The 23,496-nt window shown below is 68.8% G+C and carries 25 protein-coding genes; 14 read left to right on the forward strand and 11 right to left on the reverse strand.

All coding sequences use genetic code 11. The features are described from left to right. Positions 1-251 precede the first annotated feature (251 nt). The gene (locus ACXMYJ_RS07750) at positions 252-662 is read right to left on the reverse strand and encodes a hypothetical protein (RefSeq protein ID WP_460355147.1); all 411 of its coding nucleotides are present in this window, start codon (positions 660-662) and stop codon (positions 252-254) included. A gap of 360 nt (positions 663-1,022) precedes the next feature. Between ACXMYJ_RS07750 and ACXMYJ_RS07755 the strand changes: the two genes are divergently transcribed. Continuing rightward, positions 1,023-1,652: a Maf family protein gene (locus ACXMYJ_RS07755; protein ID WP_460355149.1), complete on the forward strand. Its 630-nt coding sequence runs from the start codon at positions 1,023-1,025 to the stop codon at positions 1,650-1,652. Between the two features lie 10 nt (positions 1,653-1,662). On the opposite strand, the gene ACXMYJ_RS07760 is transcribed toward ACXMYJ_RS07755, so the two are convergent. The 4 genes from ACXMYJ_RS07760 to ACXMYJ_RS07775 all read right to left on the reverse strand — a co-directional run bounded on the left by ACXMYJ_RS07760 (position 1,663) and on the right by ACXMYJ_RS07775 (position 3,711). Then, positions 1,663-2,073, reverse strand: a complete 411-nt coding sequence (locus ACXMYJ_RS07760) for a hypothetical protein (RefSeq protein WP_460355151.1) — start codon at positions 2,071-2,073, stop codon at positions 1,663-1,665. Between the two features lie 288 nt (positions 2,074-2,361). Next, complete coding sequence (locus ACXMYJ_RS07765) at positions 2,362-2,736, reverse strand: hypothetical protein (protein ID WP_460355153.1); 375 nt, start codon at positions 2,734-2,736, stop codon at positions 2,362-2,364. Between the two features lie 140 nt (positions 2,737-2,876). After that, a complete protein-coding gene (locus ACXMYJ_RS07770; protein ID WP_460355156.1) occupies positions 2,877-3,209 on the reverse strand; it encodes a hypothetical protein in 333 nt (110 codons plus the stop codon). A gap of 130 nt (positions 3,210-3,339) precedes the next feature. Then, positions 3,340-3,711 (reverse strand): hypothetical protein, encoded by a 372-nt coding sequence (locus ACXMYJ_RS07775; protein ID WP_460355158.1) that lies wholly within the window; start codon positions 3,709-3,711, stop codon positions 3,340-3,342. A 372-nt stretch (positions 3,712-4,083) separates the two neighbouring features. On the opposite strand from ACXMYJ_RS07775, the gene ACXMYJ_RS07780 reads away from it, so the two are divergent. The 7 genes from ACXMYJ_RS07780 (at position 4,084) to ACXMYJ_RS07810 (ending at position 11,091) form a co-directional block, all read left to right on the forward strand. Further along, a complete protein-coding gene (locus ACXMYJ_RS07780; protein ID WP_460355160.1) occupies positions 4,084-5,280 on the forward strand; it encodes an acyltransferase family protein in 1,197 nt (398 codons plus the stop codon). Between the two features lie 272 nt (positions 5,281-5,552). Then, the gene (locus tag ACXMYJ_RS07785; RefSeq protein WP_460355163.1) at positions 5,553-6,443 is read left to right on the forward strand and encodes a sulfurtransferase; all 891 of its coding nucleotides are present in this window, start codon (positions 5,553-5,555) and stop codon (positions 6,441-6,443) included. 26 nt (positions 6,444-6,469) lie between these two features. Next, entirely contained in the window at positions 6,470-6,880 is a 411-nt protein-coding gene (locus ACXMYJ_RS07790; RefSeq protein WP_460355166.1) for a SufE family protein, read from the forward strand. Positions 6,881-6,965: 85 nt separating this feature from the next. Beyond that, positions 6,966-7,292 (forward strand): hypothetical protein, encoded by a 327-nt coding sequence (locus tag ACXMYJ_RS07795; RefSeq protein WP_460355169.1) that lies wholly within the window; start codon positions 6,966-6,968, stop codon positions 7,290-7,292. A gap of 146 nt (positions 7,293-7,438) precedes the next feature. Beyond that, positions 7,439-8,560: a GGDEF domain-containing protein gene (locus tag ACXMYJ_RS07800; RefSeq protein ID WP_460355172.1), complete on the forward strand. Its 1,122-nt coding sequence runs from the start codon at positions 7,439-7,441 to the stop codon at positions 8,558-8,560. A gap of 158 nt (positions 8,561-8,718) precedes the next feature. After that, complete coding sequence (locus tag ACXMYJ_RS07805; protein WP_443187657.1) at positions 8,719-10,521, forward strand: acetyl/propionyl/methylcrotonyl-CoA carboxylase subunit alpha; 1,803 nt, start codon at positions 8,719-8,721, stop codon at positions 10,519-10,521. A 252-nt stretch (positions 10,522-10,773) separates the two neighbouring features. After that, complete coding sequence (locus ACXMYJ_RS07810) at positions 10,774-11,091, forward strand: hypothetical protein (protein WP_443187656.1); 318 nt, start codon at positions 10,774-10,776, stop codon at positions 11,089-11,091. A 44-nt stretch (positions 11,092-11,135) separates the two neighbouring features. On the opposite strand, the gene ACXMYJ_RS07815 is transcribed toward ACXMYJ_RS07810, so the two are convergent. Next, the gene (locus ACXMYJ_RS07815; protein WP_443187655.1) at positions 11,136-11,675 is read right to left on the reverse strand and encodes a nucleotidyltransferase family protein; all 540 of its coding nucleotides are present in this window, start codon (positions 11,673-11,675) and stop codon (positions 11,136-11,138) included. 278 nt (positions 11,676-11,953) lie between these two features. On the opposite strand from ACXMYJ_RS07815, the gene ACXMYJ_RS07820 reads away from it, so the two are divergent. After that, a complete protein-coding gene (locus ACXMYJ_RS07820) occupies positions 11,954-12,388 on the forward strand; it encodes an STAS domain-containing protein (protein WP_460355176.1) in 435 nt (144 codons plus the stop codon). Here the strand turns inward: ACXMYJ_RS07820 and ACXMYJ_RS07825 are convergent. Both ACXMYJ_RS07825 and ACXMYJ_RS07830 read right to left on the reverse strand, forming a co-directional pair. Further along, positions 12,359-13,081: an RNA polymerase sigma factor SigF gene (locus ACXMYJ_RS07825; RefSeq protein ID WP_460355178.1), complete on the reverse strand. Its 723-nt coding sequence runs from the start codon at positions 13,079-13,081 to the stop codon at positions 12,359-12,361. The genes ACXMYJ_RS07820 and ACXMYJ_RS07825 overlap by 30 nt on opposite strands. 62 nt (positions 13,082-13,143) lie before the next feature. Then, entirely contained in the window at positions 13,144-13,578 is a 435-nt protein-coding gene (locus ACXMYJ_RS07830) for an ATP-binding protein (RefSeq protein ID WP_460355180.1), read from the reverse strand. Between the two features lie 109 nt (positions 13,579-13,687). Here ACXMYJ_RS07830 and ACXMYJ_RS07835 point away from each other — a divergent pair, with 109 nt between their 5' ends. From ACXMYJ_RS07835 to ACXMYJ_RS07845, 3 genes are all read left to right on the forward strand, one after another. After that, positions 13,688-13,816: a hypothetical protein gene (locus ACXMYJ_RS07835; RefSeq protein WP_460355183.1), complete on the forward strand. Its 129-nt coding sequence runs from the start codon at positions 13,688-13,690 to the stop codon at positions 13,814-13,816. Positions 13,817-14,135: 319 nt separating this feature from the next. After that, on the forward strand, positions 14,136-14,372 hold the full coding sequence (gene mbp1 / locus ACXMYJ_RS07840) for a microaggregate-binding protein 1 (RefSeq protein ID WP_260757641.1): 237 nt from the start codon (positions 14,136-14,138) through the stop codon (positions 14,370-14,372). Positions 14,373-14,765: 393 nt separating this feature from the next. Beyond that, positions 14,766-15,665 (forward strand): DUF1028 domain-containing protein, encoded by a 900-nt coding sequence (locus tag ACXMYJ_RS07845; RefSeq protein WP_260757640.1) that lies wholly within the window; start codon positions 14,766-14,768, stop codon positions 15,663-15,665. Between the two features lie 151 nt (positions 15,666-15,816). Here the strand turns inward: ACXMYJ_RS07845 and usfY are convergent, their stop codons facing one another. Beyond that, positions 15,817-16,125: a protein UsfY gene (gene usfY / locus ACXMYJ_RS07850; protein WP_260757639.1), complete on the reverse strand. Its 309-nt coding sequence runs from the start codon at positions 16,123-16,125 to the stop codon at positions 15,817-15,819. A 32-nt stretch (positions 16,126-16,157) separates the two neighbouring features. After that, positions 16,158-16,532 (reverse strand): hypothetical protein, encoded by a 375-nt coding sequence (locus tag ACXMYJ_RS07855; protein ID WP_460355187.1) that lies wholly within the window; start codon positions 16,530-16,532, stop codon positions 16,158-16,160. A 100-nt stretch (positions 16,533-16,632) separates the two neighbouring features. Between ACXMYJ_RS07855 and ACXMYJ_RS07860 the strand changes: the two genes are divergently transcribed. Further along, a complete protein-coding gene (locus ACXMYJ_RS07860; protein WP_260757637.1) occupies positions 16,633-17,187 on the forward strand; it encodes a restriction endonuclease in 555 nt (184 codons plus the stop codon). On the opposite strand, the gene lat is transcribed toward ACXMYJ_RS07860, so the two are convergent. Further along, positions 17,174-18,529 carry an L-lysine 6-transaminase gene (gene lat / locus ACXMYJ_RS07865; RefSeq protein WP_396885414.1) on the reverse strand — a complete coding sequence of 452 codons (1,356 nt, stop codon included), beginning with the start codon at positions 18,527-18,529 and terminating at the stop codon, positions 17,174-17,176. The two genes, ACXMYJ_RS07860 and lat, sit on opposite strands and share 14 nt — an antisense overlap. A 295-nt stretch (positions 18,530-18,824) precedes the next feature. Between lat and ACXMYJ_RS07870 the strand changes: the two genes are divergently transcribed. Continuing rightward, positions 18,825-23,495: a cation-translocating P-type ATPase gene (locus ACXMYJ_RS07870; RefSeq protein WP_460355191.1), complete on the forward strand. Its 4,671-nt coding sequence runs from the start codon at positions 18,825-18,827 to the stop codon at positions 23,493-23,495. The last annotated feature ends 1 nt before the right edge of the window (position 23,496 follow it).

The following is a 23,496-nucleotide window of genomic DNA, read 5'->3' on the forward strand; positions in this document are numbered from 1 at the left end:
CGTCCTGGCCGCCGCCGTGGCGGCGCCCCGGCCGATCCCGGCCCCCAGGAACTCAACCCGTGGGGCCACCCTGTCGACAAGCTGCGCTACGCCGTCACCAGCTGGCAGCGCGTCACGCTGCTGGAACGCATGCACATGCGGCGATGAGCGCTTGCGCGAAGAGCAGACAGAACAGATGAGCGCTTGACGCAGACGCACGAAACTCCAGGCAGCGGTTCTCCGCTGCCTGGAGCTTTTTCGTGGGAAGAGTGTCAGCAGCCCCGGCTGTAGCCGAGCTTGGTGGTGCCGTAGGGGCCGATCGACAGCGTGATCCCGAAAATGCACGTCGAGAAGTTCAAGCTCTGGGTGAACCAGCTGTAGAGCGGTCTGATCCAGTTCGGAATCAACGCCAACGGTGTGAAGGTGAAGAACGTGGTGGGGCCGTCCTCACCCGGGCCGGGGCCGTGGAACCACCACCACTGCTCGGGAACGGCCGCGGCGCCCAGCGCCGGTGCGGCCATGATCTCGGAGAGCGTCGGCGCCGACGGGGCGGACACCGTGACGATATCGGCCTGCGCGGCGACTGCCGGCGTCAGGACCGCGGCCCCCGCAATCGCGCATGCGGCGGCGCCCACCTGAACCTTGGTACCGACGGTCGAGAAAACTGCGGCAACAGTTGACATCGTCCTGCCCCCCACTTCCCTTTGTTCGGAATGTGCTCGAAGACTGGCACGCCTGTTCGGGGGTGTCAAAAGCAGGATTGTGACCCGCGTACCACACCCGCGCCGTGGGCATAAACCCGGCTCTAGCTGCACAAACAGAGGTCCACTGGCTCAGCGCGGTGCCCGCTGGAAGGCCCGCATCAAGCTTTCAGAAGCCAAATGTTAATGCGGAGAAACCAACATTTGATCTGCCGGGCGAACGAAGCGAAAGGGATATCCCAGCAATGCGTGGGCAAACCCGGAGACCATCGGGGTGTCGCGGCGGCGAGCGGTCTGTTGATCCCCCGATAGAGTCGCCACCATGATCTGCGTGATTCAGCGATGACCCGCGTCGTTCTCGCCTCGGCGTCCCAAGGCCGGCTCGGCGTGCTGCGCCAGGCCGGCATCGACCCGGAGGTGATCGTCTCCGACGTCGACGAGGACGCGCTCCTCGCGTCGCTGGACCCCGATCTGCCGCCGGAGGCGGTGGTGGCCAAGCTCGCCAACGCCAAGGCGCTCAGCGTGGCCGCGAAGCTGCCCGAGGAGTTGATGGCCGACTGTGTGGTGATCGGCTGTGACTCGATGCTGTTTCTCGACGGCGTGCTGCGCGGCAAGCCCGGCTCGGCGGATGCGGCTCGCGCGCAATGGGAATCGATGGCCGGCTCGGCGGGGCATCTGCTCACCGGGCACGCGCTGTTGCGCATCGCCGGCGGCGTCATCACCCACACCGAGGGCGACACCGGCAGCACCAAGGTCCATTTCGGTGAGCCCACCGACGCAGAAGTGGCCGCCTATGTCGGCAGCGGTGAACCGCTTTATGTCGCAGGGGCTTTCACGCTCGACGGGCTCGGCGGCTGGTTCATCGACCGCATCGAGGGCGATCCGTCGAACGTGATCGGGATCAGCCTGCCGCTGGTGCACCGGCTGGTGCGCCGTACCGGACTGTCCGTCGCCGATCTCTGGCGGCGCTGACGGAACCGGGTCAGCAGCCTCGGCTGAAACCGACCGACAGCGTGCCGTAGGGCCCGATCCGCGCATTCAGGCCGAGGAAGCAGGCGGTGAAGTTGATGTTCGCGAACCACGAGAACAGCGGCTGCAGGAATCCCGGCACCAGGGCCAGCGGCGAGAACGACGCCACCGAGGTGTAGGCGGGGCCGTCATCCTTGGTGCGGCCGAACCAGATCCACGACCCCTGCTCGACGATGCCGACCGACGAGATCATCGGCGCCGTCACGATGTCCGACATCGCCGGCGCGGCGGGCACCGGCACCGTGATGTCGGCCTGTGCGGCCACCGCCGGCGTCAACACGGCCGCGGCAGCCACCGCGCACGCGGCGGTTCCCACCTGGAATCTGGTACCGGCGTTCGACAATTTCTCAGCGATAGCGGACATGGCCCCCACTTCCTCCCGTTTCAGTTAGCTGTCACGATCCCACCGGTTGGGCGCGAAGTCAATCACCCCGGTGGCCGCAATGTGGCGAAATGCCATGTAAACAGCCTGTTTTAACGGTGGCGACAATCCTTGCGGAGGTATGCGGGCCCCCTTCGCCGGAGCGAAATCTCCCGGTTGCTGCGTTTGCTGAGTCAGCAGCCGCCACCCGTTGCTCGCGATCACGGTGATGCGGCGCCGCCCACCGGCATCGCCAGAATCAGCGGCCGCCGCGCTCCGTGCCGGACGGCGCTAGGAGCAACCGCGGCTACCGGGCCGCTTCACGTACAGGATGACCCGCTTCGTCTTCTGCGAAATCGTTCTGCCCGCACTGGGATTCTGGGCGCACACTTCCCAGTTCTGCTGGTTGATCACGTCGCGGACGTCTTTACGGTTGACGAACCGCAGGTCGAGATCGGCGTTACCGGTGGCGGCGTGCAGCGTGCGGACCGCGCGCTGCAGCACCATGGTCCGCAGCTCCGGCATGATCAACGCCGCACTCGCAGCCGGCACCGGCGTGGGTGCGACGTCGCTGGCGGCCCCGGCCAGGGGCGCGGACACCCCCGTCGTGACACAGAACGTCAGCCCCGCGGCGGCGATCGGAACAGCAATCTTCTTCAGCAACATCGTTTTCCCTCGGTCGAGTTCCCAGCAAGCCTAATGACCGGCTCACAGGAAACTCCCAGCTTGAGGTAACGATTCGCTCACGATGCCTACCGCCCGGCGGAAAGCCGCACCGCGGCAGGCGCTTTGACGAAGCGCCGGAACTAGCAGCCCGAGAAACGCCGCGCCAACGCGAAGGTCACCGTCCGCGGCTTCTCGCCGACCTTCACCGTGCTGCCGGCCGACGGCGACTGCCCGCACACCACCCAGTTGGTGTAGTTGTAGATCACCTGGTTCAGGTCTCGGTTGTACAGGTTGAAGCGGACGTTCTGTTCGCCCGCGGTGGCGATCACGTCGTCGATGGCGCGCTGCAGGACCTCATTCCGGTAGGTGCCCATCTGCCACGTGTCCCCCACGGCGGGCGCCGCCCCCGCGGTCGGCGCACCGATGCCGATACCCGACGCAAACATCCCGGCCGCCACCGCTGCGACTGCCATGCTTCGCCGCTGCCTCCTGAACCCCTTCAGCTCCATGCCGAGAAGCTTAGAGGTGCCTGGAAGCTCAACCCAAAGCGTTAGGTAACGATTTGCTCACGCCGGTTCCGCAGCCCGGTGGCGCAACCCCTCGTTACGCGCCGCAGGCCTTCCCGCCGGGCCGCTCGACCAGCAGCGTCACCGACTTCGTCTTCTCCTTCGACAGCGCGCTGCCCGCCTTCGGCGACTCACCGCACACCACCCAGTCCTCCAGGTTGTAGACGGCCTCGTGATTGGGCGCCAGGGTCTTGAACATCAACGGCATGTTGTCGACGACGCCCTCAACGTCCTGTTCGGCGCGGTAAAGCACCTCGTCCTTCAGGTCCGGCATCACCCACGCCGCGTTCGGCTCCTTGTACTGGATCTGCGCGTCGTCGGCGTGCGCTGACGCCGGCCCGGCACCCGCGACGGCGCCCGCCGCAACGGCACACATCGTCACGGTCGTCGCCACGATCACTCTGTTCATCACGGTCCCTTGCTGCCAATCGTCTTTCGCCCCAAGAGATCCGACGCCCCTTTGCTGGGAGTCTCGTGGAGACTGCCTGATCAGGCTAAGGCCGGCGGCACGCCAACGGCCCGATCTCAAGCACACCGGCAGGATCTCCCCAGGAAGCACGCAGCCACCGACAGTGGTCTCTCAGGCGTCGCGCGCGCATTTCCCGGCCGTGACGCCGAACACGTCGAGTTGCCAAAAGTCCCGGAACCGGAAAGATGGCGAAGAACTGTCGATGCTTGCCGGGGGGCACACATGGTGACAAGGCTCGATCAATGGCGTCAATCGGAAATTCGACGCCGCCGCCGCGCGGAACGAGCAAACCATCGACTGGACATTCAGGGATTGCGCGCCGTCGCGGTCGTGGCCGTGTTCGCGCATCATCTGTGGGGCGCGCCCAGCGGCGGCTTCGTCGGTATCGACGTCTTCTTCGTCATCACCGGATTCTTCGTCACTGAGAGTTTGCTGCGAGCCGCCGCCGACGGCGGCGCCCCGCCGCTGCGCCGCTACTACTGGGACCGCCTGCGCCGCATCGTCCCGGCCGCCACCGTCGTGCTCGTCGCGACCCTCGCCGCCGTCGTGTACGTGCTGCCGCCGCCGGCGCTGCGCACCACCGGCATCGACGCGCTGTTCGCGTTCTTCTTCGTCGCCAACTGGCATTTCGTCGGCACCGACGTGCTGGCGGCGACCGACACCGCGTCACCGCTGTTGCACTACTGGCCGCTGTCGATCGAGGAGCAGTTCCTGCTGGTCTGGCCGCTCGTGATCGTCGGGATCACCGTGGTGGCCGTGCGCGGCGCCTGGAGCCACAACCGCTGGCTGGCGCGGATCGCCGCGGCCACCGGCCTGCTCGTCCTCGCGTCGTTCGCCTGGGCGGTGTACGCCACCTCGGCGTCGCCGGCCGCGGCGTACCTCGACACCGCCGCGCGCGCCTGGGAGCTCGGCGTCGGCGCGCTGCTGGCCACCGCGGTCGGCGCGTTCGCCCGCCTGCCCGACCCGGTCCGCCCGCTGCTGTCCTGGGCCGGCGTCGCGCTGATCGGCGCGAGCATGTTCGTCATCGACGGATCCGCCGGGTTCCCCGCGCCGTGGGCGCTGCTGCCGGTGGCCGGCACTGCGCTGGTGATCGCCGCCGGAGTGGGGCACGAGCCCGCGCTGCAGGGTGTCCTGCGCAACCGGGCCATCACCTACGTCGGCGACGTGTCCTATGCGCTGTATCTGACGCACTGGCCGGTGATCGTGCTGCTGGCCGCGATCATGGAACCCGACGCGTACTTCTACGTCAGCGTGCTGACGCTGGCGTTCGGCCTGGCGCTGGCGCTGCATCACCTGGTCGAGAACCCGCTGCGCCACGCCGGCGTGGCCGCGTGGCGGCAGGCCCGCGAGGACATGCGGCATGGCCTCTACCACGCCGAGCTGCGCACCAAGATCGCCGTCGTCGCCGCGCTGATCCTGTGCACGCTCAGCGTCATCAGCTACGCCATGCGCCCCGACGCGCTGCAGGACGCGCCGGCACTGACCGAGACGAGCAGCATCGGCCCGTAAGCCCATACCCTTGTGGCCATGGGCATGGATCAGCGCCCCGCTCAACGTCCTGATGACTCCGCGAACCGGCAGGCGCATAAAGCCCGGGTCGCGAGGGCACTTCACCAAGTGCTGCGCTCGGAGTCCGGGCTTCTGGCCCGACTGAAGGACGCGTGAACTTCGCTGCGGCTCCCGATCCCCAGCGACCATGGCTGCAATCTCGTCCTCAGCTTCGAAAACTGGACACGCTGTCGCCCAAAACCGCGCCCCACCTCCCCGGTAGGCTCGAAGGCGTGCCGCTACCCGCTGATCCCAGTCCTGCTCTGCAGTCCTACGCCCACCCGGAACGGCTCGTCACCGCCGACTGGCTGTCGGGCAATCTCGGCCGGCCGGGCCTGGCCATCGTCGAGTCCGACGAGGACGTGCTGCTCTACGACACCGGCCACATCCCCGGCGCGGTGAAGATCGACTGGCACACCGACCTCAACGATCCCCACGTGCGCGACTACATCACCGGCGAGCAGTTCGCCGAGCTGATGGACCGCAAGGGCATCTCCCGTGACGACACCGTGGTGATCTACGGCGACAAGAGCAACTGGTGGGCCGCCTACGCGCTGTGGGTGTTCACGCTGTTCGGCCACCCCGACGTCCGCCTGCTCGACGGCGGCCGCAACCTGTGGATCTCCGACGGCCGCGACACCACCCTCGACGTGCCGACCAAACAGACCGCCGGCTACCCCGTCGTCGAGCGCAACGACGCCCCGATCCGCGCCTTCAAGGAGGACGTGCTGACCGTCCTGGGCGAGCAGCCGCTGATCGACGTGCGCTCCCCGCAGGAGTACACCGGCGAACGCACCCACATGCCCGACTACCCCGAAGAGGGCGCGCTGCGCGGCGGCCACATCCCGACCGCGGTGTCCATCCCGTGGGCCAAGGCCGCACTCGACAACGGCAAGTTCCGCAGCCGTGCCGAACTCGAAGAGCTCTACGCCGACTTCCTCGATCCCGAGAACAAGACGGTGGTGTACTGCCGCATCGGCGAACGCTCCAGCCACACCTGGTTCGTGCTGACCCATCTGCTCGGCCTGTCCGGCGTGCGCAACTACGACGGCTCCTGGACCGAGTGGGGCAACGCGGTGCGGGTGCCTGTGGCCGTGGGTGACGAGCCCGGCCAGGCGCCGTAAGCGACCTAGCGAGAAACGATGAACCGATGAGTATGCCCCCCGCACTGGCCGAGGTGGTCTCCGACTTCAAAGAGGTTGAGGGACAAGACAAGTTGGCCCTGCTGCTGGAGTTCGCCGGTGAATTGCCGCCGCTTCCCGACGAGCTCGAAGAGGCGGCGATGGAACCGGTGCCCGAATGCCAGTCACCGCTGTTCCTGCACGTCGACGCCGCCGACCGCGACAACGTGCGACTGTTCTTCAGCGCGCCCGCCGAGGCCCCGACCACCCGCGGGTTCGCCGCGATCCTGGCCACCGGCCTGGACGGGCAGTCCGCCGACGACATCCTGGCCGTGCCCGACGACTTCTACAGCGAGCTCGGCCTGGCCAAGCTGATCAGCCCGCTGCGACTGCGCGGCATGTCGGCGATGCTGGCCCGCATCAAGAACCGGTTGAAGTAACACTCCCCTCCCACCGGCGCGATAGCTCAGTGACCGGGCGCGACAACAGCATTCCCCCTGGGAGTGCGCAGGGAGGGTGTAGGCAATGGCGAAAACCACCAGGGGGAGCGACCGCGCACGCAAGCTCGTCGCGTGGACGGCGGTGTTCGCCGCACCGGCCGCGCTCGTCGCGCTCTCCAGCGCCACCGCGTCGGCCAAGGAGATCGGCGTCGACCGCACCGTCACCAGCCGTCAAGCCGGATCCGTCTCCGGCGACGCCACTTTCGGTGAAGTCCGCGGCCCCGACGGCGGCATGCTCGCCCAGGGTGAGATCAAAGAGTCCATCAAGGCCGTCCCCGACCGGATGGGCGGCACCCGCGCCCGGCCGTTCAACCCGAACTGGAAGCCGGGCCCCGGCATGGGCAACTGGTGAACTGACCCGCCAGTCGTTCGACACGCAAGCAGATTTGATCTTCTGTTCACTATCCGTTTTGGCGCCCGCTAGGCTCTAGCAAACCGCTCACACCGTCTGGACCACGGACCGGGGTGAGCGGTTGTGGGATCCGAGCGGGGGGTTTCGTGGGGGCGATCAGACGCTGGTGGCAGCAGCCGGATCAATACGACTGGCTGTCGAGCTACATGCATGCCCGCGGCTTCACCCGCCCGGCCCAGACCCTGATGGCGATCGTCGCCGGCTCCGGCGCGCTCGTTCCGCTCAACGCGATCTGGGGTCCGGCGCCAACCAACCGCGCCTTCCTGATCACCCTCGGCGCGGTCGCGGGCGTGGTCGGACTCGGCTACGCGGCGCTCTGGCTCACCCGCTGGCCCACCCGCGGCCAGTCCATCGGTTTCGCGCTGTTCCTCTGTGCGTGCGTCGGGCTCGGCAGCTGGACCGCCGCCCAGCCTGAGATCGGCTTGATGGCGTGTGCGGCGCTCGCGGTGTCCGGCGGCTATCTGGCCTTCTTCCACTCAGCCCAGCTGGTGGCCGTCAATCTGTTCGTCGCGCTCAGCGTGGCGTCGATGCACGTGATGCATCTGGTCGCCGACGGCGAAGCGGTGCTGGCGCTGACGATGTTTTTCCTCGTCCTCGAACTCAACGCCGGTGTCCCGCTGGCGATCCAGATCATGGTGCACGCGCTGGGCCTCGACCTGATCCAGTCCGACCGTGATCCGCTGACCGGGCTGCTCAACCGTCGCTCGTTCGAACGCACCGTCGTCGCCGCGGTGCTCGACGGCAAGCGCAGCGGCAGCTACCTGGCCTTCGCGATGATCGACCTTGACCGGTTCAAAATGCTCAACGACACCCTCGGCCACAGCGCCGGCGATGACGCGCTCGTCGCCGTCGGCCGGGAACTGTGCGCGCACCTGCCGGATACGGCGATCGTCGGCCGCGTCGGCGGCGAGGAGTTCCTGGTCGCCGACATCATCTCCAGCCCCCTGGCCGACGCCCTCGGCGAACGGGCCCGCGAAGCCGTCACCGCCACGCCCTACGAGCTGACCGGCAGTGTCGGCACCGCCACCGTCGCGGTCGGCACCCTCGACACCGGCACCATCGTCGACTCGCTGCACTGGCTCACCGTCCAGGCCGACGTGGCGATGTACAGCGCCAAGCGCGCCGGCGGAAACCGCGTCCGCCACCACGGGGTGTCCCTCCGGTGTGATCAGGACAGCCCTAGGGAAGGGGCACAGCGAGGGCCCTGACCCGATGCGCCGACCGGTCGGCCGAACCTACTCGGCGGTAACCGGCACCGCTTGGCGGGGGCACGGCAGCGGCGCTTAAACTGCCCGATAGATTCTTAAAGACGTTTCTTAGAGATGGCCGTTTTCGGCCAACAGAACCACGCCATCAGGAGGCGCCAGTGGCCAGTCACGCCAGCTCGAAGATCTCCAAGGTGCTTGTCGCCAACCGCGGAGAGATTGCCGTCCGAGTCATCCGTGCAGCAAGAGACGCCGGACTGGCCAGCGTGGCCGTGTACGCCGAGCCCGACGCCGACGCCCCGCACGTGCGGCTGGCCGACGAGGCGTTCGCCCTGGGCGGGCAGACCTCGGCCGAGTCGTATCTGGTGTTCGAGAAGCTGCTCGACGCCGCCGCCAAGTCCGGCGCCAACGCCATCCACCCCGGCTACGGATTCCTGTCCGAGAACGCCGATTTCGCCCAGGCCGTGCTCGATGCCGGGCTGATCTGGATCGGGCCCAGCCCGCAGTCGATCCGCGACCTCGGCGACAAGGTCACCGCCCGCCACATCGCCGCCCGCGCCAACGCCCCGCTGGTGCCCGGCACCTCCGAACCGGTCAAGGACGCCGACGAGGTCGTCGCCTTCGCCAAGGAGTACGGCGTGCCGGTGGCCATCAAGGCCGCCTTCGGCGGCGGCGGGCGCGGCATGAAGGTCGCCCGCACCATCGAAGAGATCCCCGAGCTCTACGACTCGGCCGTCCGTGAGGCCGTCGCGGCGTTCGGCCGCGGCGAGTGCTTCGTCGAGCGCTACCTGGACAAGCCCCGCCACGTCGAGGCCCAGGTCATCGCCGACACCCACGGCAACGTCGTGGTCGCCGGCACCCGCGACTGCTCACTGCAGCGCCGCTTCCAGAAGCTCGTCGAAGAAGCCCCCGCGCCGTTCCTGACCGACGCCCAGCGCAAAGAGATCCACGAGTCGGCCAAGCGGATCTGCAAAGAGGCCGGCTACTACGGCGCGGGCACCGTCGAGTACCTGGTCGGCCAGGACGGGCTGATCTCCTTCCTCGAGGTCAACACCCGCCTGCAGGTCGAGCACCCGGTCACCGAGGAGACCTCCGGCATCGACCTGGTGCTGCAGCAGTTCAAGATCGCCAACGGCGAGGCCCTCGACATCACCGAGGACCCCACCCCGCGTGGGCACTCCATCGAGTTCCGCATCAACGGCGAGGACGCCGGCCGCGGCTTCCTGCCCGCCCCCGGCCCGGTCACCAAGTTCGTCGCCCCCACCGGTCCCGGTGTGCGCATGGACTCCGGTGTGGAGAGCGGCTCGGTCATCGGCGGCCAGTTCGACTCGATGCTGGCCAAGCTGATCGTCAGCGGCGCCACCCGCGAGGAGGCGCTGGCCCGCTCGCGGCGCGCCCTTGACGAGTTCACCGTCGAAGGCCTGGCGACGGTCATCCCGTTCCACCGCGCCGTGGTGTCCGACCCCGCGTTCATCGGCGACGGCACCAAGTTCGACGTCCACACCCGCTGGATCGAAACCGAGTGGAACAACACTGTCGAACCCTTCACCGGCGGCGACCCCATCGATGAAGAGGACACCATCCCGCGGCAGACCGTCGTCGTCGAGGTCGGTGGCCGCCGCCTCGAGGTGTCGCTGCCCGGCGATCTCGCGATCGGCAACGGCGGCGCCCCGGCGCACGGCGCGATCCGTAAGAAGCCCAAGCCGCGCAAGCGTGGCGGTGGCGGCAGCGCCGCGGCCTCGGGTGACGCCGTGACCGCCCCGATGCAGGGCACCGTGGTCAAGGTCGCCGTCGAGGAAGGTCAAACCGTGGCGGCCGGTGACCTGGTGGTGGTGCTGGAGGCCATGAAGATGGAGAACCCCGTCACCGCCCACAAGGACGGCGTGGTCACCGGGCTGTCCGTCGAGCCCGGCGCGGCCATCACCCAGGGCACCGTGATCGCGGAGCTCAAGAGCGCCGAATAGGTCTCACTTACTCGAAGAACGGGGCGCCATCGTCTGATGGCGCCCCGTTTTCAGGTTTTTGTGTCTTCACCGAAATTTGCTTGTTTTCACCAAAGAAACGCTGCGGTGACCCCGGTGGCGTTATGGTTTGCCCCAGAGTGGGTTCGTCGGGTTGCTGCACACAGGCAGTCAGGAGAGCCGAGGGGTGGGAACGGCCCCGCTGCCACGGCAGCGGGGCCGAGCCTCGTTTCGGGACCATGGCAAGCTGTCGGGGTGGAGCCCGTCGAGATCAATGCCGGCGCCTGGTACCTGCGGGCGCTACGCGCCGATGACCGCGTCGACGACCGTCCCGCCCTCGCCGAGCTCGGCGAGCGCCGCGCTGACTACGTGGAAACCCTTGCCTCACAATGGTCTTCGGAGACCCTCTACTCCTGGGCGGTGTGTGAGCCGACGACCGGCGAACTGCTGGCCGAGGTGACCCTGGACCCGTCCACCCGCGAGATCTCGACGCGGGCCCGGCCCGGCCAGGACGACGCCGCCCGCACCGGCGCGCAGGCCGTGGCGCGGTTCGCCGCGGCGATGCTGGGCTGAGACATACGCTGCCGGCGCTGGTCAACGCTGGGCCCAACCGTGTGTTAGCGCGTGTCGATGTCGCGCCCGCTGCCCAGATCGGCACAGTCAACGGCGACGGCGTCATCACGGCTGTTCAGGAACGGTCCGGCGCCGACATCACCGGACAGCGTGTCCAGCAGGGCGGGCCAGTGCCTGCGCGCGATCGCCACCGGATGACCCGGTCGTCGGTCGTAGCGTGCCCGCGCCAACCCCGACTCCTGCGCCGCCGCCAGCACCCTTCGCACCGCCTCCGCACCGACACCCGGGGTGTCGACGGTGGTCAGCACAACGAAATCCGTCGTGCCCGCGGCCCGCACTCCGGCCCGCACCGAGGCACTCAATCCGACGCCCCAATCCTCGGCGACGACCGCGCGCGCGGGCGCGGGGACCTCGACGACCGCGGCGCCCAGCACCACCACCACGTCGTCGCAGCCGCCGCCGGCCAGCGCGGCGACGCTCGCCCGCAGCCAGGCGCCACCGTCGGCCAATACCTTCGGCATCCCGAAGCGTGTGCCCGCGCCCGCGGCGAGCACCACACCGGTAACCGAAATATTCTGTGCCACAGCTATTTACGACCTACCCGTGATCGTCATCGACTGTTCATGCCCTGCCCGTGATCGTCTGTACGCAGTGACGACGTTCTGCTGAGGATTTGCTTAAAGCTGGCATATTCGGGGTCCAAGATCACCGGATGAGCGTATGGTTCAAAGCAGGTTGATTTCCCAGCCTTTGAAAAGGTCATCGTCACCACACGGGGCTCCCAGGCTCCGTGGAGGCTTTGAGAACTAGGGCCCCACTTTGGCGTGAACCACCGCACTCGTGCTCCTGATCGGAGGCCATCGTGCATCACGTCCCAGAACACTCCCCTAATGAGGGCCGCGATAGCTTCGTCTGCCATACGGCGCTCTTCGAAATCAGTTGGCCGGAACCGTCCACCGCCGTCGTCGCGGGACACGGTGAACTCGACGCCGCCAACGGCAACGAATTCGTCAACTACGCGCTGCGTCACTCCGACAAGACACACTGGCTGGTCGTCGACCTGTCCGAACTGACGTTCTTCTCCACCGCCGGATTCTCGGCGCTGCACACCCTCAACGTGCAGTGCGTCAGCGGCGACATCCGGTGGGCGCTGGTGCCCGGTAACGCGGTCAACCGGGTACTGCGCATCTGCGACCCGGATTCGGCGCTGCCGATCTGCGAGGACGTTCCCGCCGCGCTTACTGAGGTGCGAGAAGACCCACCGCAGTCACTCAAGCTGGTCGCGGAGCCGCGCTAGCGACTTCGCGAGCAGCCGCGAGACGTGCATCTGTGAGATGCCGACCCGCTCGGCGATCTGCGTCTGCGTCATCGACTCGAAGAACCGCAGGACCAGCACCGTGCGCTCGCGCTCCGGCAGCTGTGCCAGCAGTGGTCGCAGCGCCTCGCGGTTCTCGATCTGGTCCAGCGTCAGGTCCACGTCGCCGAGCGTGTCGGCGATCGCGGGGGCGTCCTCGTTGCCGCTGCCGCCGCTGTCGATCGACAGCGTGTTGTAGGAGCTGCCCGCGACCAGACCCTCGATGACCTCGTCGCGGTCCATCTCCAGCTCGGCGGCCAGCTCGGTGGCCGTCGGGGCGCGGCCCAGCCGCTGCGACAGCTCAGCCGTCGCGGCGCCCAGCCGCAGATGCAGCTCCTTGAGCCGGCGCGGCACCTTCACCGACCAGCTGTTGTCGCGGAAGTGGCGGCGGACCTCGCCCATGATGGTCGGCACTGCGAACGACACGAAGTCCGAGCCGGCGTTGACGTCGAACCGGATCACGGCGTTGACCAGCCCGACCCGGGCCACCTGGACAAGATCGTCACGCGGCTCACCGCGGCCGTCGAACCGGCGCGCGATGTGGTCGGCCAGCGGGAGGCAGCGCTCGACGATGCGGTCACGCTGCCGTTGGAACGTCTTCGAGCCCTCTTCGAGCTCGGCGAGCGCGCGGAACATCTCGGCAACGTCCGCGTATTCAGAGCTCGACCGTGACGACGAACCCTGGGACGACGACCGGGTCACTGCAACGAACTCGCTCGCCTCGTCGTCATGGAGATGCCGAATACCTCGCTGTCACCGGAGGGCTGGCCGTCGGAGAACGTCGTGACCTCGTCGGTCAGCGAGCTCAGCACATGCCAGCTGAAGCTGCCCGGCGCGAGGATGTCCGTGTTGTCACAGGTCGTCGACGCGTGCACGACCAGTGCGTCGGGCTGGGGATCGACCACGACCAACAATGTCGAGTCGGGCAGGGCCGACCGGATCAGCCGGGTACAGGCCTCGTCGACGGCGAGCCGAAGGTCGGCGACCGCGTCGAAATCGAGGTCCTCGAAGGTGCCGATGGCGGCCACCAACGTGCGCAGCACAGCCAGGTTCTCCAGGGTGGCGTTCACGCGCAGCTCTACCGACTGCGCGCCGCGACCCTGTCCATTGATGTGGCTCGCAACATCGGCCATCTGACCTCCCAGAAACTTGCCAGCGAGATTACCCCAGGCTGCGTCGCCGTTATTCATGGGCGCACCGCGGGGCCGTTACCAGCCTCCCCGTCCCGGGTAACCCGAAAACATGAATCAGCACACCAACCCGCTGCGCCGGATCCTGGTGGCAGCCGGCATCGCCCTGGCGGTTCTGATCCTGACGTGCGTGGCGATCTATGCCGGCGCTTTCCTGATACTGGCGCCGATGATGCAGTAAAGCCTGCGGTGGGGAGCTTCTCATGGTGCCGCTTCCATACCCCGCTGTCCGTGCAGGCCAAACCCCTTTGTCGTGCGGGGTTTTTACGGTTGTGGCGCGACGCCGTCACCGGCAAACCCGTTGCCGCTGAGAGCGGTTCGCTGGAATGCGCTGAGAACGCTCTGCTGACATGCCGGCGAGAGCGGTTGCTGAGATGCCGCTGAGAGGGTCCCGTGAGACGCCGGTCACTCGTTTAGCGCCAGAGGGCTTCGGGAAGCCAGGGGGTGGCTCAATGACGGGGCGCTCCCGCCCCAACTCATCCATCCAGCGGAAGGCAGCCATGACTGAGAAGAACAGTGGTCCCGAAGAAGGCATCAAGGGCGTCGTCGAGGACGTGAAGGGCAAGGCCAAGGAAACCATCGGCACCGTCACCGGCCGCGACGACATGGTTCGCGAAGGCAAGGCCCAGCAGGACAAGGCAGACGCGCAGCAGGAAGTCGCCAAGAAGGAGGCCGAGGCCGAGTCGGCCCGCGCCGGCGCCAAAGCCGCCGAGAAGCGCCAGGAAGCCAACCAGTAGACGTCCAGACGTTGCCCCGACGGGCCCGACCGGGAGACCGGTTGGGCCCGTTGCGTCGTTCGGCCCTTTTTCGTGATGCTGTCCGTCCGGTCCTGTGGTGGCCAATCGTCGGCCCGGGGAGTGGCACGCCGCACCCCTCTTGCCCCTCTGGCGGGCGCTTCGATCACGCGGACCCACGCCAGATCATAGCCCGTTCGGGTTAGGAAATCGTGCAGTTGCGTTCCCGCGCAACGACATTCCGCGCTCTTGCCGAGCTGGAGAACCGCCATCCGCCCTCAGGTTGAGCACCAAGAGGAAGGCCGAAGATCGCGCCCCCTAGGCGCACGCCGGCGGGCTTGAGCACCGCCGGCCCGGGAGCGGTTTAATCCACCTTGGACCGGGTAGTGCACACGGGTGACGTACTCAATCATCGGCCGCGACGCCGACACCGGCGAAATGGGCGTCGCCACCCAATCACAGGCGTTCGCCGTCGGCAACAGCGTGCCGTTCGCCATGCCCGGTCACGGTGTGATCGCCACCCAGTCGATGGCCGAGCCCATGTACGGCGACGTCGGCCTCGACCTGCTGCGCAGTGGGTTCACCGCCGAGGAGTCGTTGACCGCCCTGCGCAGCGTCGATCCGCATCCGGAGCGGCGGCAGGTCGCCATCCTGGCGGTGACAGGAGAAATGGCCGTCTACACCGGCGATGGCTGCGTCGCTGAGGCTGGCCACCTTGTGGGCGAGGAATGCGCCGCTCTGGCGAACATGGTCGTCTCGCCCGACGTGTGGGAGGCCATGCGGAAGTCTTTCGAGTCGCACCCGGAACCACTCACCCAGCGGCTGCTGCGCGCCTTGCACGCCGCGGAGGACGCCGGGGGCGACTTCCGGGGGCGTCGGTCGGCCGCGGTCATGGTGGTTCGCGCCCACACCACGGGGCGACCCTGGCACGACCGGGTGGTGGACCTGCGCGTCGACGACTCCACCGACCCGGTCACCGAGCTCGACCGCCTGACCACCAAGTGGGAGCGCTATCAGCGGGTAGTCGCCGCCTTCCAGCTAGCGCTGAACGGGGATCCGGACACGGCCGACCGACAACTGGAGGAACTGCGCCCACAGGACCCCGAACTCGAGCCCGACCAGGCGCTTTGGCGGGCGGTCGTCGCGGCCCTAGCCGGACGGGAGGATGCCGCGCGGGAGATAGTCGAGCACCTCGGTGCCACCGCACCGCAGTTCGTGGAGGCGGCCCGTCGCTTCGCACCCGCGGGGCTGCTCCCCCGGGATGTGGTGGAACGAATACTGCCGCAGGCGCCCTGACTGCGGCCCGGCCGACCGGCACGGGCCCCGACAGTCCCCGTCCGCCACGGCACCTCGGCGGTGCTGTCTGGTCAGAAGACGGCGCCTCGGACAGCTGGTGCAAAAGCCGTCCGACCCGCGCGGGACTTGCCCGACGCATAGCGGCAGATGCTCAGCTGGTGGGGCGCTGCCTCGTGGTGCCGGGATGCTCGGCGTACCAGAGCTCCTCGAGGCGGCGGACGCGGTGATGTTCGAACATCAGCCAGCCGGCTCCGACCAGGAAGCCGGTGCCGGCGATCCCGGCGAGCACCAGACCAGAATCGTGATGCGACGTGGCGAAGGCCGCCAACGACGCGACGAAACTGACGAGGGCGAGACCGATCACCACAAGGCCCGGCATGATCTTGTTGTCCTTCATCGACTCACCCGCGTGCGTCCGCGTGGTGCGTGCATGGTCGACTGGATCGTTGGGACCCTTCATCGGAGACTCCTTAGAACTGCCCCCTCAGTGTGCTACCGACCGGGCAGAGAAGGAAGACTCACGACGGCACTGAGCACCATCAAAGCCAGCAGCGACCACCCGGCGCCCTGCCACGCCCACCGAGCATGCCCGTGCCGGACGCGGAAGCTGCGGACCAGCGACCACAGTCCGCCGACGAGCAGGATGGCCGGCGCGCCCAGCGCGAGCATCGTGCGCTGCGGGGCGCCGCAGCCGGCCGCCTCCGCGAGCGACCCGGTGCATGTCCCGATCCACACCATCGCCGCGAAGAGGAACGTCGCGCCCGCGGCGGCGAAACCGAACCCGGCCCGGACGGCGTCGCGCACACCCGGTTCGGCATAGCTCGCGCCAGGCCGCAACTCCCGGGTGTGGTGGGACAGGTCCGTCATCGTGTCTTCTCCCGGTCGCGCAGTCGGTGATTTGCGGGGAGTTCCCGGGCGTCGACGTGGATAAACGCGAGCTGTCGGTGCTGCTGCCTACGATTCGGCCGTGACGAGGCTCAGGTGGAAGCTCTGTGCGGCCCTCGGTGTCGCCGCCGGGGCCACCGCCCACCTGGCCGGCGCAGACCTCGGCCTCAGCGCCGCGGTGGCATTGCTGGCTCCGGGGGTTGCCGTCGCCGCACCGCATTTCCTGCGCGCCGTGATCGTCGGGGCGGCCACCCCCACTGCGCGCGAACATCCCGTCGACGCGGACATGTCGGGCACCGAGTTCGAGGACTACATCGCACGGATCGCGCGCAGCTGCGGCGTGCCCGTGATCATGACGCCGCTGACCGGCGACTGGGGCGTCGACCTCATCGTCGGGCATCGGCCGAACCGGCTGGCCGTGCAGTGCAAACGCCAGTCACGACCCGTGGGCGCCGGAGCCGTGCAGGAGGTGGTCGCCGGGGCGCCCATGCAGGACTGCACGCAGACCATGGTCGTCACGAACCACCAATTCACGCCTGCGGCACGCAAACTCGCCGAACTTCACGGCTGCGAGCTGGTGGGCGGGGCGGACCTGCCGCGGCTGCGGTCGACGATCCGCCGGCTCACATCGACCTGAGCACCGCGCGCACCGCGTCGACCGCCGAGTCGAGCTCGGCCGTCGACACCGTCAACGCCGGCCGGAACCGCACGCTGTCCGCGCCGGAGCCGAGCATGATCACCCCGCACTCCCAGAGTCCGGCGATCAGCGCGTCGCGCTGCGCCGGGCTCGGCACGCTGAACGCGCACATCAACCCGCGGCCACGCACGTCGCGCACCAGCCCGGGAAATTCGAGTGCCAACCCGTCGAGCCGGCCGAGTAGATGGCGTCCGCTGTCGGCGGCACGCTCGAACAAGCCGTCGACCTCGATGACCTCCAGGATCCGGCGGGCGCGCACCATGTCGACCAGGTTGCCGCCCCACGTCGAATTGATCCGGGAGCTGGTGTGGAAGACGTTGGCGGGTACCTCGTCCACCCTGGTCCTGAACTGCTGCCCGTGTGCGCGGCCGCCCGCCATGATGCCGCACACCTGGGTCTTCTTGCCGAACGCGACCACATCGGGTTGAACACCCAATTGCTGGTAGGCCCAAGCGGTTCCGGTGATCCCGCACCCGGTCTGCACCTCGTCGAAAATCAGCAGCGCGTCGAACTCGTCGCACAGCTCCCGCATGGCGGCGAAAAACTGCGGCCGGAAGTGGCGGTCGCCGCCCTCTCCCTGGATCGGTTCGGCGATGAAACAGGCGATGTCGTGCGGGTGAGCCTCGAAGGCCGCGCGGGCCTGCCGCAGGGATTCGGCTTCCACCGAGTCCATGTCGGCACCTGGCCGCAGGTACGGGGCCTCGATGCGCGGCCAGTCGAACTTCGGGAACCGCGCCACCTTGTTCGGGTCGGTGTTGGTCAGCGACATCGTGTAACCGCTGCGCCCGTGGAAGGCGCCCGTCAGATGCAGCACCTTGGTGCCGAGTTCGGCGCTGCGGCCGTGCGCCTCGTTGTGGCGGCTCTTCCAGTCGAACGCGACCTTGAGCGCGTTCTCGACGGCGAGCGCGCCGCCGTCGACGAAGAACAGATGCGGCAGCTGCGGGTCACCCAGCACACGGGCGAACGTGTCGACGAAACGCGCCATCGGCACGCTGTAGACATCGGAGTTGCTGGGCTTGTTCAGTGCGGCGGCGGCGAGTTCGTCGCGGAAATCGTCGTCGCCGGCGAGCCCCGGATGGTTCATGCCCAGCGCCGAGGACGCGAAGAACGTGAACATGTCGAGATAGCCGCGGCCGGTGCGGGCGTCGACCAGGTGAGAACCGTTCGAACCGTCGAGATCGAGGACCAGGTCCAGTCCGTCGGCCAGAATGCTGCGCGCCAGCACCGCGTGCACGTCGGCAGGTGCGATGGCGGCGGCCCCTGACCGGACTGCAGCGCTGATCGACGGAAAAGTAGCGGTCATGGATCCACTTTAACGCATTTTTTACGGCACTGATGCCTTCTAGGGCGAATTTCATCGAAGTTGCAGCGGCCAGTCCGCTCGTGTCGGCAGGCGCTGCGTGTTTTCCGGGCCTAAAATCGGGCATCCGGCGCGACGATGCGTGCGGCGACTCGAAGCGCGGCCCGGATCGGCCGATGGTCGCGAGCGAAACTGGTCTTACGGTGGTGGTCGAGGTGGCTCAGTCCGCGCAGGCACGAAGCGCATCGATGCCGCGCGAGACGACAGGCCGACCGTCATGAATCTGCTCGGATCTTCACTCAAGCTGGCCCAAATCGCCGCCGGGACAGCACTTTTGGCCGGCGATGCCGCTCTCGGCGCCGGACGCGCCATCGCCGGCGTGGTCACCGATGCCGCGACAGGCGCAGCATCGACCGCCCACGCCGCAGCCGAGGCGGTCCAGGACGCGGCGGCCGGCGCGCCGGCGGCGCTGCAGACCGCCGTCGCGATCACGACCGAGGCGCTGGGCGGCCACCCCGTCAAACGCACCAGCCGGCTGAACTCGCACCACTGGATCGAGGTCTGCGGTCTGAGCGGTCCCGACGCCGACGCGATCGCCGCCGAGGTGCTCGCCGCCGTGACCGCCGTCGACGGGGTCAAGCACGCCGAAATCAACCGGTCGGTGGCGCGCGTCATCGTCACCACCGAGCCGGAAGGACCCGCCGAAGACCTGGCCGAGGTGGTGCTCGCCGCCGAACGTCGCGTCCGCACCGCACCCTGCGGTGAGCGGCACCGACCCCTCACCCTGCCCGGCGACGACGCGCTGCTGGCGGCACGGACCATCGGCGCGGTGGCCGCCGCCGTCGGCTTCGGCCTGTCCGTGACCGGCAGGGCGCTGCACGGGCCGAAAGTGTCGGAGCTGCTGTCGGTGGTTCCGACCATGGCCGCCAACGTTCCTCAGCTGCGCCGCCAGCTCGAACACCGGCTCGGGCGCGACAGCACCGACCTGCTGTTGAGCCTGATGGAAGCCGCGACGTCCGCACTGACCGCCTCACCGGCGTCCGCGGCCGCCGACGCCGCGACGCGCGCCTTGCTTGCCGCCGAGGCGTGGGATGCCCGCCTCGCGTGGCGCCGCCACGAGCCCCGACTGGCTGCTTATCCCCCCGACGGCGGCTTCCCCGATCGCGGCACCCTGGAGTGGAACTACGGCCCCGGCGAGCGCTACTCCGAGCGGATCGGCGAGGCCGGCATGGCCGCCGCGACGCTCATCGGGGCGGTCACCGGAAACCCCACGATCGCAGGCACTGCCGCGTTGGTGACCGCCGCCAAGCCGTCGCGAGCGGCGCGTGAAGCGTTCGGCTGCGCGATGACCCGCGGACTGACCGGCCGGCACGACGTCGTCGTCGTCCGCCCGCGAGCGCTGAGGCACCTGGACCGGCTCAACGCGATCGTCATCGACCCCCGCGTGCTCTATACCGACAAGCTCACCGTGACTCGCGTTGTCGGAGTGGCGAATTCGGGGCGAGCCCCGGCCTGGGAGGCGGTCCGGACGGCACTGGACACCGACGGCCTGGCGGCCGGCTGGCACAAGCTGTCCACCATCCCGGGAGCGGGGCGGGCGGGCAAGGCGCTGGTGAGCCCGGTGCGCGACCCCCTCGCCAGCGCCGTGGTCACCGAGGCGCGGCGCACCAAACCGCGGGTGGTGTCGGTCGCCGACGACGGGCTGCGCTCGCTGGCCCAAGGTTTCGATCGGCTCTATCCCGTCGACGGTTCGATCGACGAGGCGCTGGCCTCGGCGCTCGCCGAACTGAAAGCCGACGGCGCCACCGTCGCGCTGATCACCACGCCGGACATGGCGATGAACCAGGACGCCGACCTGACGATCGGGCTGGAACGTCCCGACTGGCGGCCGCCGTGGGGCGCCGACGTGTTCGTGCCGGACCTGCTGTCGGTCTGGCGCATCCTGCACTCGCTACCGACCGCGCGCGCCGTCACCGCCCGCGGTATCCGGTTATCGGTATCGGCCACCACGCTCGGCGCGCTGATGTTGATACCGAGCGTGCCGGGCAGCGGTCCGGAATCGGTGAACGTCGGCGTGGTGGGCGCGCTGTGGTCGGGGTTCACCGCGGGAAGCAAAGTGTTCAACGACCCGCCGCCCGAACCGGAGGTCGCGCACGACTGGCACGCCATGCCGGCCGACGAGGTGCAGCGACTGTTGCCCCGTCCACCCGACGAAATACCCGATGAGACAACAGGTTTGGCCGACCTCCTCGCGTTACGCGTGCTCGCGCGTGCCGGCTCCTGGGCATGGCACCTGACCCGCGATTTCGTCGGCGAGATGCGGACGGACCTCTCCGATCCCATCACGCCGCTGCTGGCCACCGGGGCGGTGGCCAGCGCCCTGCTCGGCTCCCCGCTGGATGCCGCGCTGGTCGGGGGCGTGCTGCTGGCCAACGCCGCGCTGTCGGCCGAACAGCAGCTGCACGCCGAGCGGATCCTGCGGCGGCTCATGGCCGTCGAGGAGCCGCTGGCCCGCCGGCGGACCGGTCCGCTCGATCAGCACGGCCACGAGAAGGTGTCGGCGCGCCGCCTGCGACCCGGCGACATCATCGAGGTCCACGCCGACGAGGTGGTCCCCGCCGATGCGCGGCTGATCGAGGCCACCAACGTCGAGGTCGACGAGTCGACGCTGACCGGCGAGTCGCTGCCGGTGCCCAAACAGACCGATCCCACGCCAGGAGCTGCACTGGCCGAGCGGGCCTGCATGCTCTACGCGGGCAGCACGCTGGTGGCCGGCACCGCGGTCGCGGTCGTTACCGCGGTGGGGTCCCGCACCGAGATGCGCCGCGCGCTGGCGATGGCTCCCGAGAAATCCCGGGAGATCGGCCTGCAGCGCCAACTGAGCCGGGTCACCAAGCGCGCCTTGCCGTTCAGCATGGGCGGCGGCACTCTGGTCGGGTTGCTCAGCGTGGCCCGCGGCACCCCGCTGCGCGAGGCCGTCAGCAGTGCGGTCGCGCTGGCGGTGGCCGCCGTCCCCGAAGGACTTCCGCTGGTGGCCACGCTGGCGCAACTGGCCTCGGCCCGTCGGCTCACCGGCAAGTCGGTGCTGGTGCGCAACGCGCAGTCGATCGAGGCGCTGGCCCGCCTGCAGGTGGTGTGCTTCGACAAGACCGGCACGCTCAGCGAGAACCGGCTGAGGGTCAAGGCCGTGTCCCCGGTCGACGGCTTCACCGAGGACCAGGTGCTCGACTCGGCCCTGAGCACGATCTTCGTCCAGCCCGGTCACCGTGCCCACCACGCCACCGACGACGCGATCCGCCGCGCCGTCCACGGCGAGGAGAACGCCGCGGACACCACCGCGATCAAGCGCGACGCGTTCCTGCCGTTCCAGGCCGGCCGGCCGTTTGCGGCCGCGATCGTCGGCCATCGCCTGACCATCAAGGGTGCACCGGAGGTACTCGCGTCGGCGCTGACCCGGGCCAACGGTCCGGTGGTGGCCGCCATCGACGACATGGCCGCCAAGGGACTGCGGGTGATCGCTGTGGCCGAGCGTCAGCTCACCCCGGAGCAGGCCGCCGCCGCGGCCGCCGACGCCGCCGCGTTCGAGGCGTTGTGCCGTTCGGAGCTGACGCCCATCGGCTTGCTCGGCCTGGCCGACACCCCCCGGGCCAGCGCCCGCCAGGTCCTTGAGGGGCTCACCGACCGGGGTATCGGGGTCCGTCTGATCACCGGCGACCATCCGGTGACCGCGATGGTGATCGCCGGCGAGCTCGGCCTCGACGTCACCGCCGAACAGGTGATGACCGGCACCGAATGGGAGCATCTGTCCGCGGACGAACGCGCCGACGCGGTCTGCTCGCGACTCGTGTACGCCCGCATGTCGCCCGAGCACAAGATCGACGTGGTGCAGACGCTGGAGCGCATCGGCATGGTGACGGCCATGGTCGGCGACGGCGCCAACGACGCCGCAGCCATCCGGGCGGCCAGCGTCGGGGTCGGCGTGGCCGCCCGCGGCAGCGATCCGGCGCGCACCGCCGCGGACGTGGTGCTGCTGGACGGCCGGATCGAGGCCCTGCTGCCGGCCCTCGATGAAGGTAAGCAGCTGTGGCGCCGCGTGCAGTCGGCGGTGTCACTGCTGCTGGGTGGCAACACCGGTGAGATCGCGTTCGCGCTCCTGACCAGCCTGCTGACCGGGCGATCGGCGCTCAACGCCCGACAGATGCTGCTGGTCAACATGCTGACCGACGCACTGCCGGCCGCGGCGCTGGCGGTGAGCCGGCAGACCGACACGACGGGACAGGTCGACCTGGACGAGGCGGCGATGTGGCGGGCCATCGGCGTGCGCGGTGCGGCCACGACGGCCGGCGCAGGCGCGGCCTGGATGATGGCGCGCGTGACGGGCACCCCCCAGCGCGCGTCGACCGTCGCGCTGATCGGGCTCGTATCGACGCAGCTGGCCCAGACTCTGGTCGACTCGCGCAGCCCGCTGGTAGTGGTGACCGCGCTGGGCTCGTTCATGACGCTGGCGGGAATCGTCAGTGTCCCAGTGGTCAGCCAGGCCTTCGGCTGCACGCCGGTGGGCCCGCTCGGCTGGGGTCAGGCGTTGTCGGCCACGGCGGTCGCCACGCTGTTGTCGGCGACCGCCCCGGGACTGCTCAGCCGGGCCACCGGCGCAGTGCGCGACCGCGTCGCCGCCATGGTGGACGACGAGCAGGCCGCACAGAGCGGGGCGGTCGCGAGGAAGACAGCGGCGGAAAAGGCGGCACCCGCCAAGAAGGCCGCGGTCACGAAGACGACCGCCAAAAAGACACCGGCCAGGAAGGCATCGGCGAAGAACACCGCGGTCACGAAGACGACCGGCAAGAAGGCCGCGGTCACGATGACGACCGGTGCACAGAAGACACCTGCGAAGAATCCGCCCGCCAGGAAGTCAGCCGTGAAGAAGGCAGGCGGCAGCCCTGCGTCGTGAC

It is taken from the genome of Mycobacterium sp. ZZG (genome assembly GCF_054786995.1).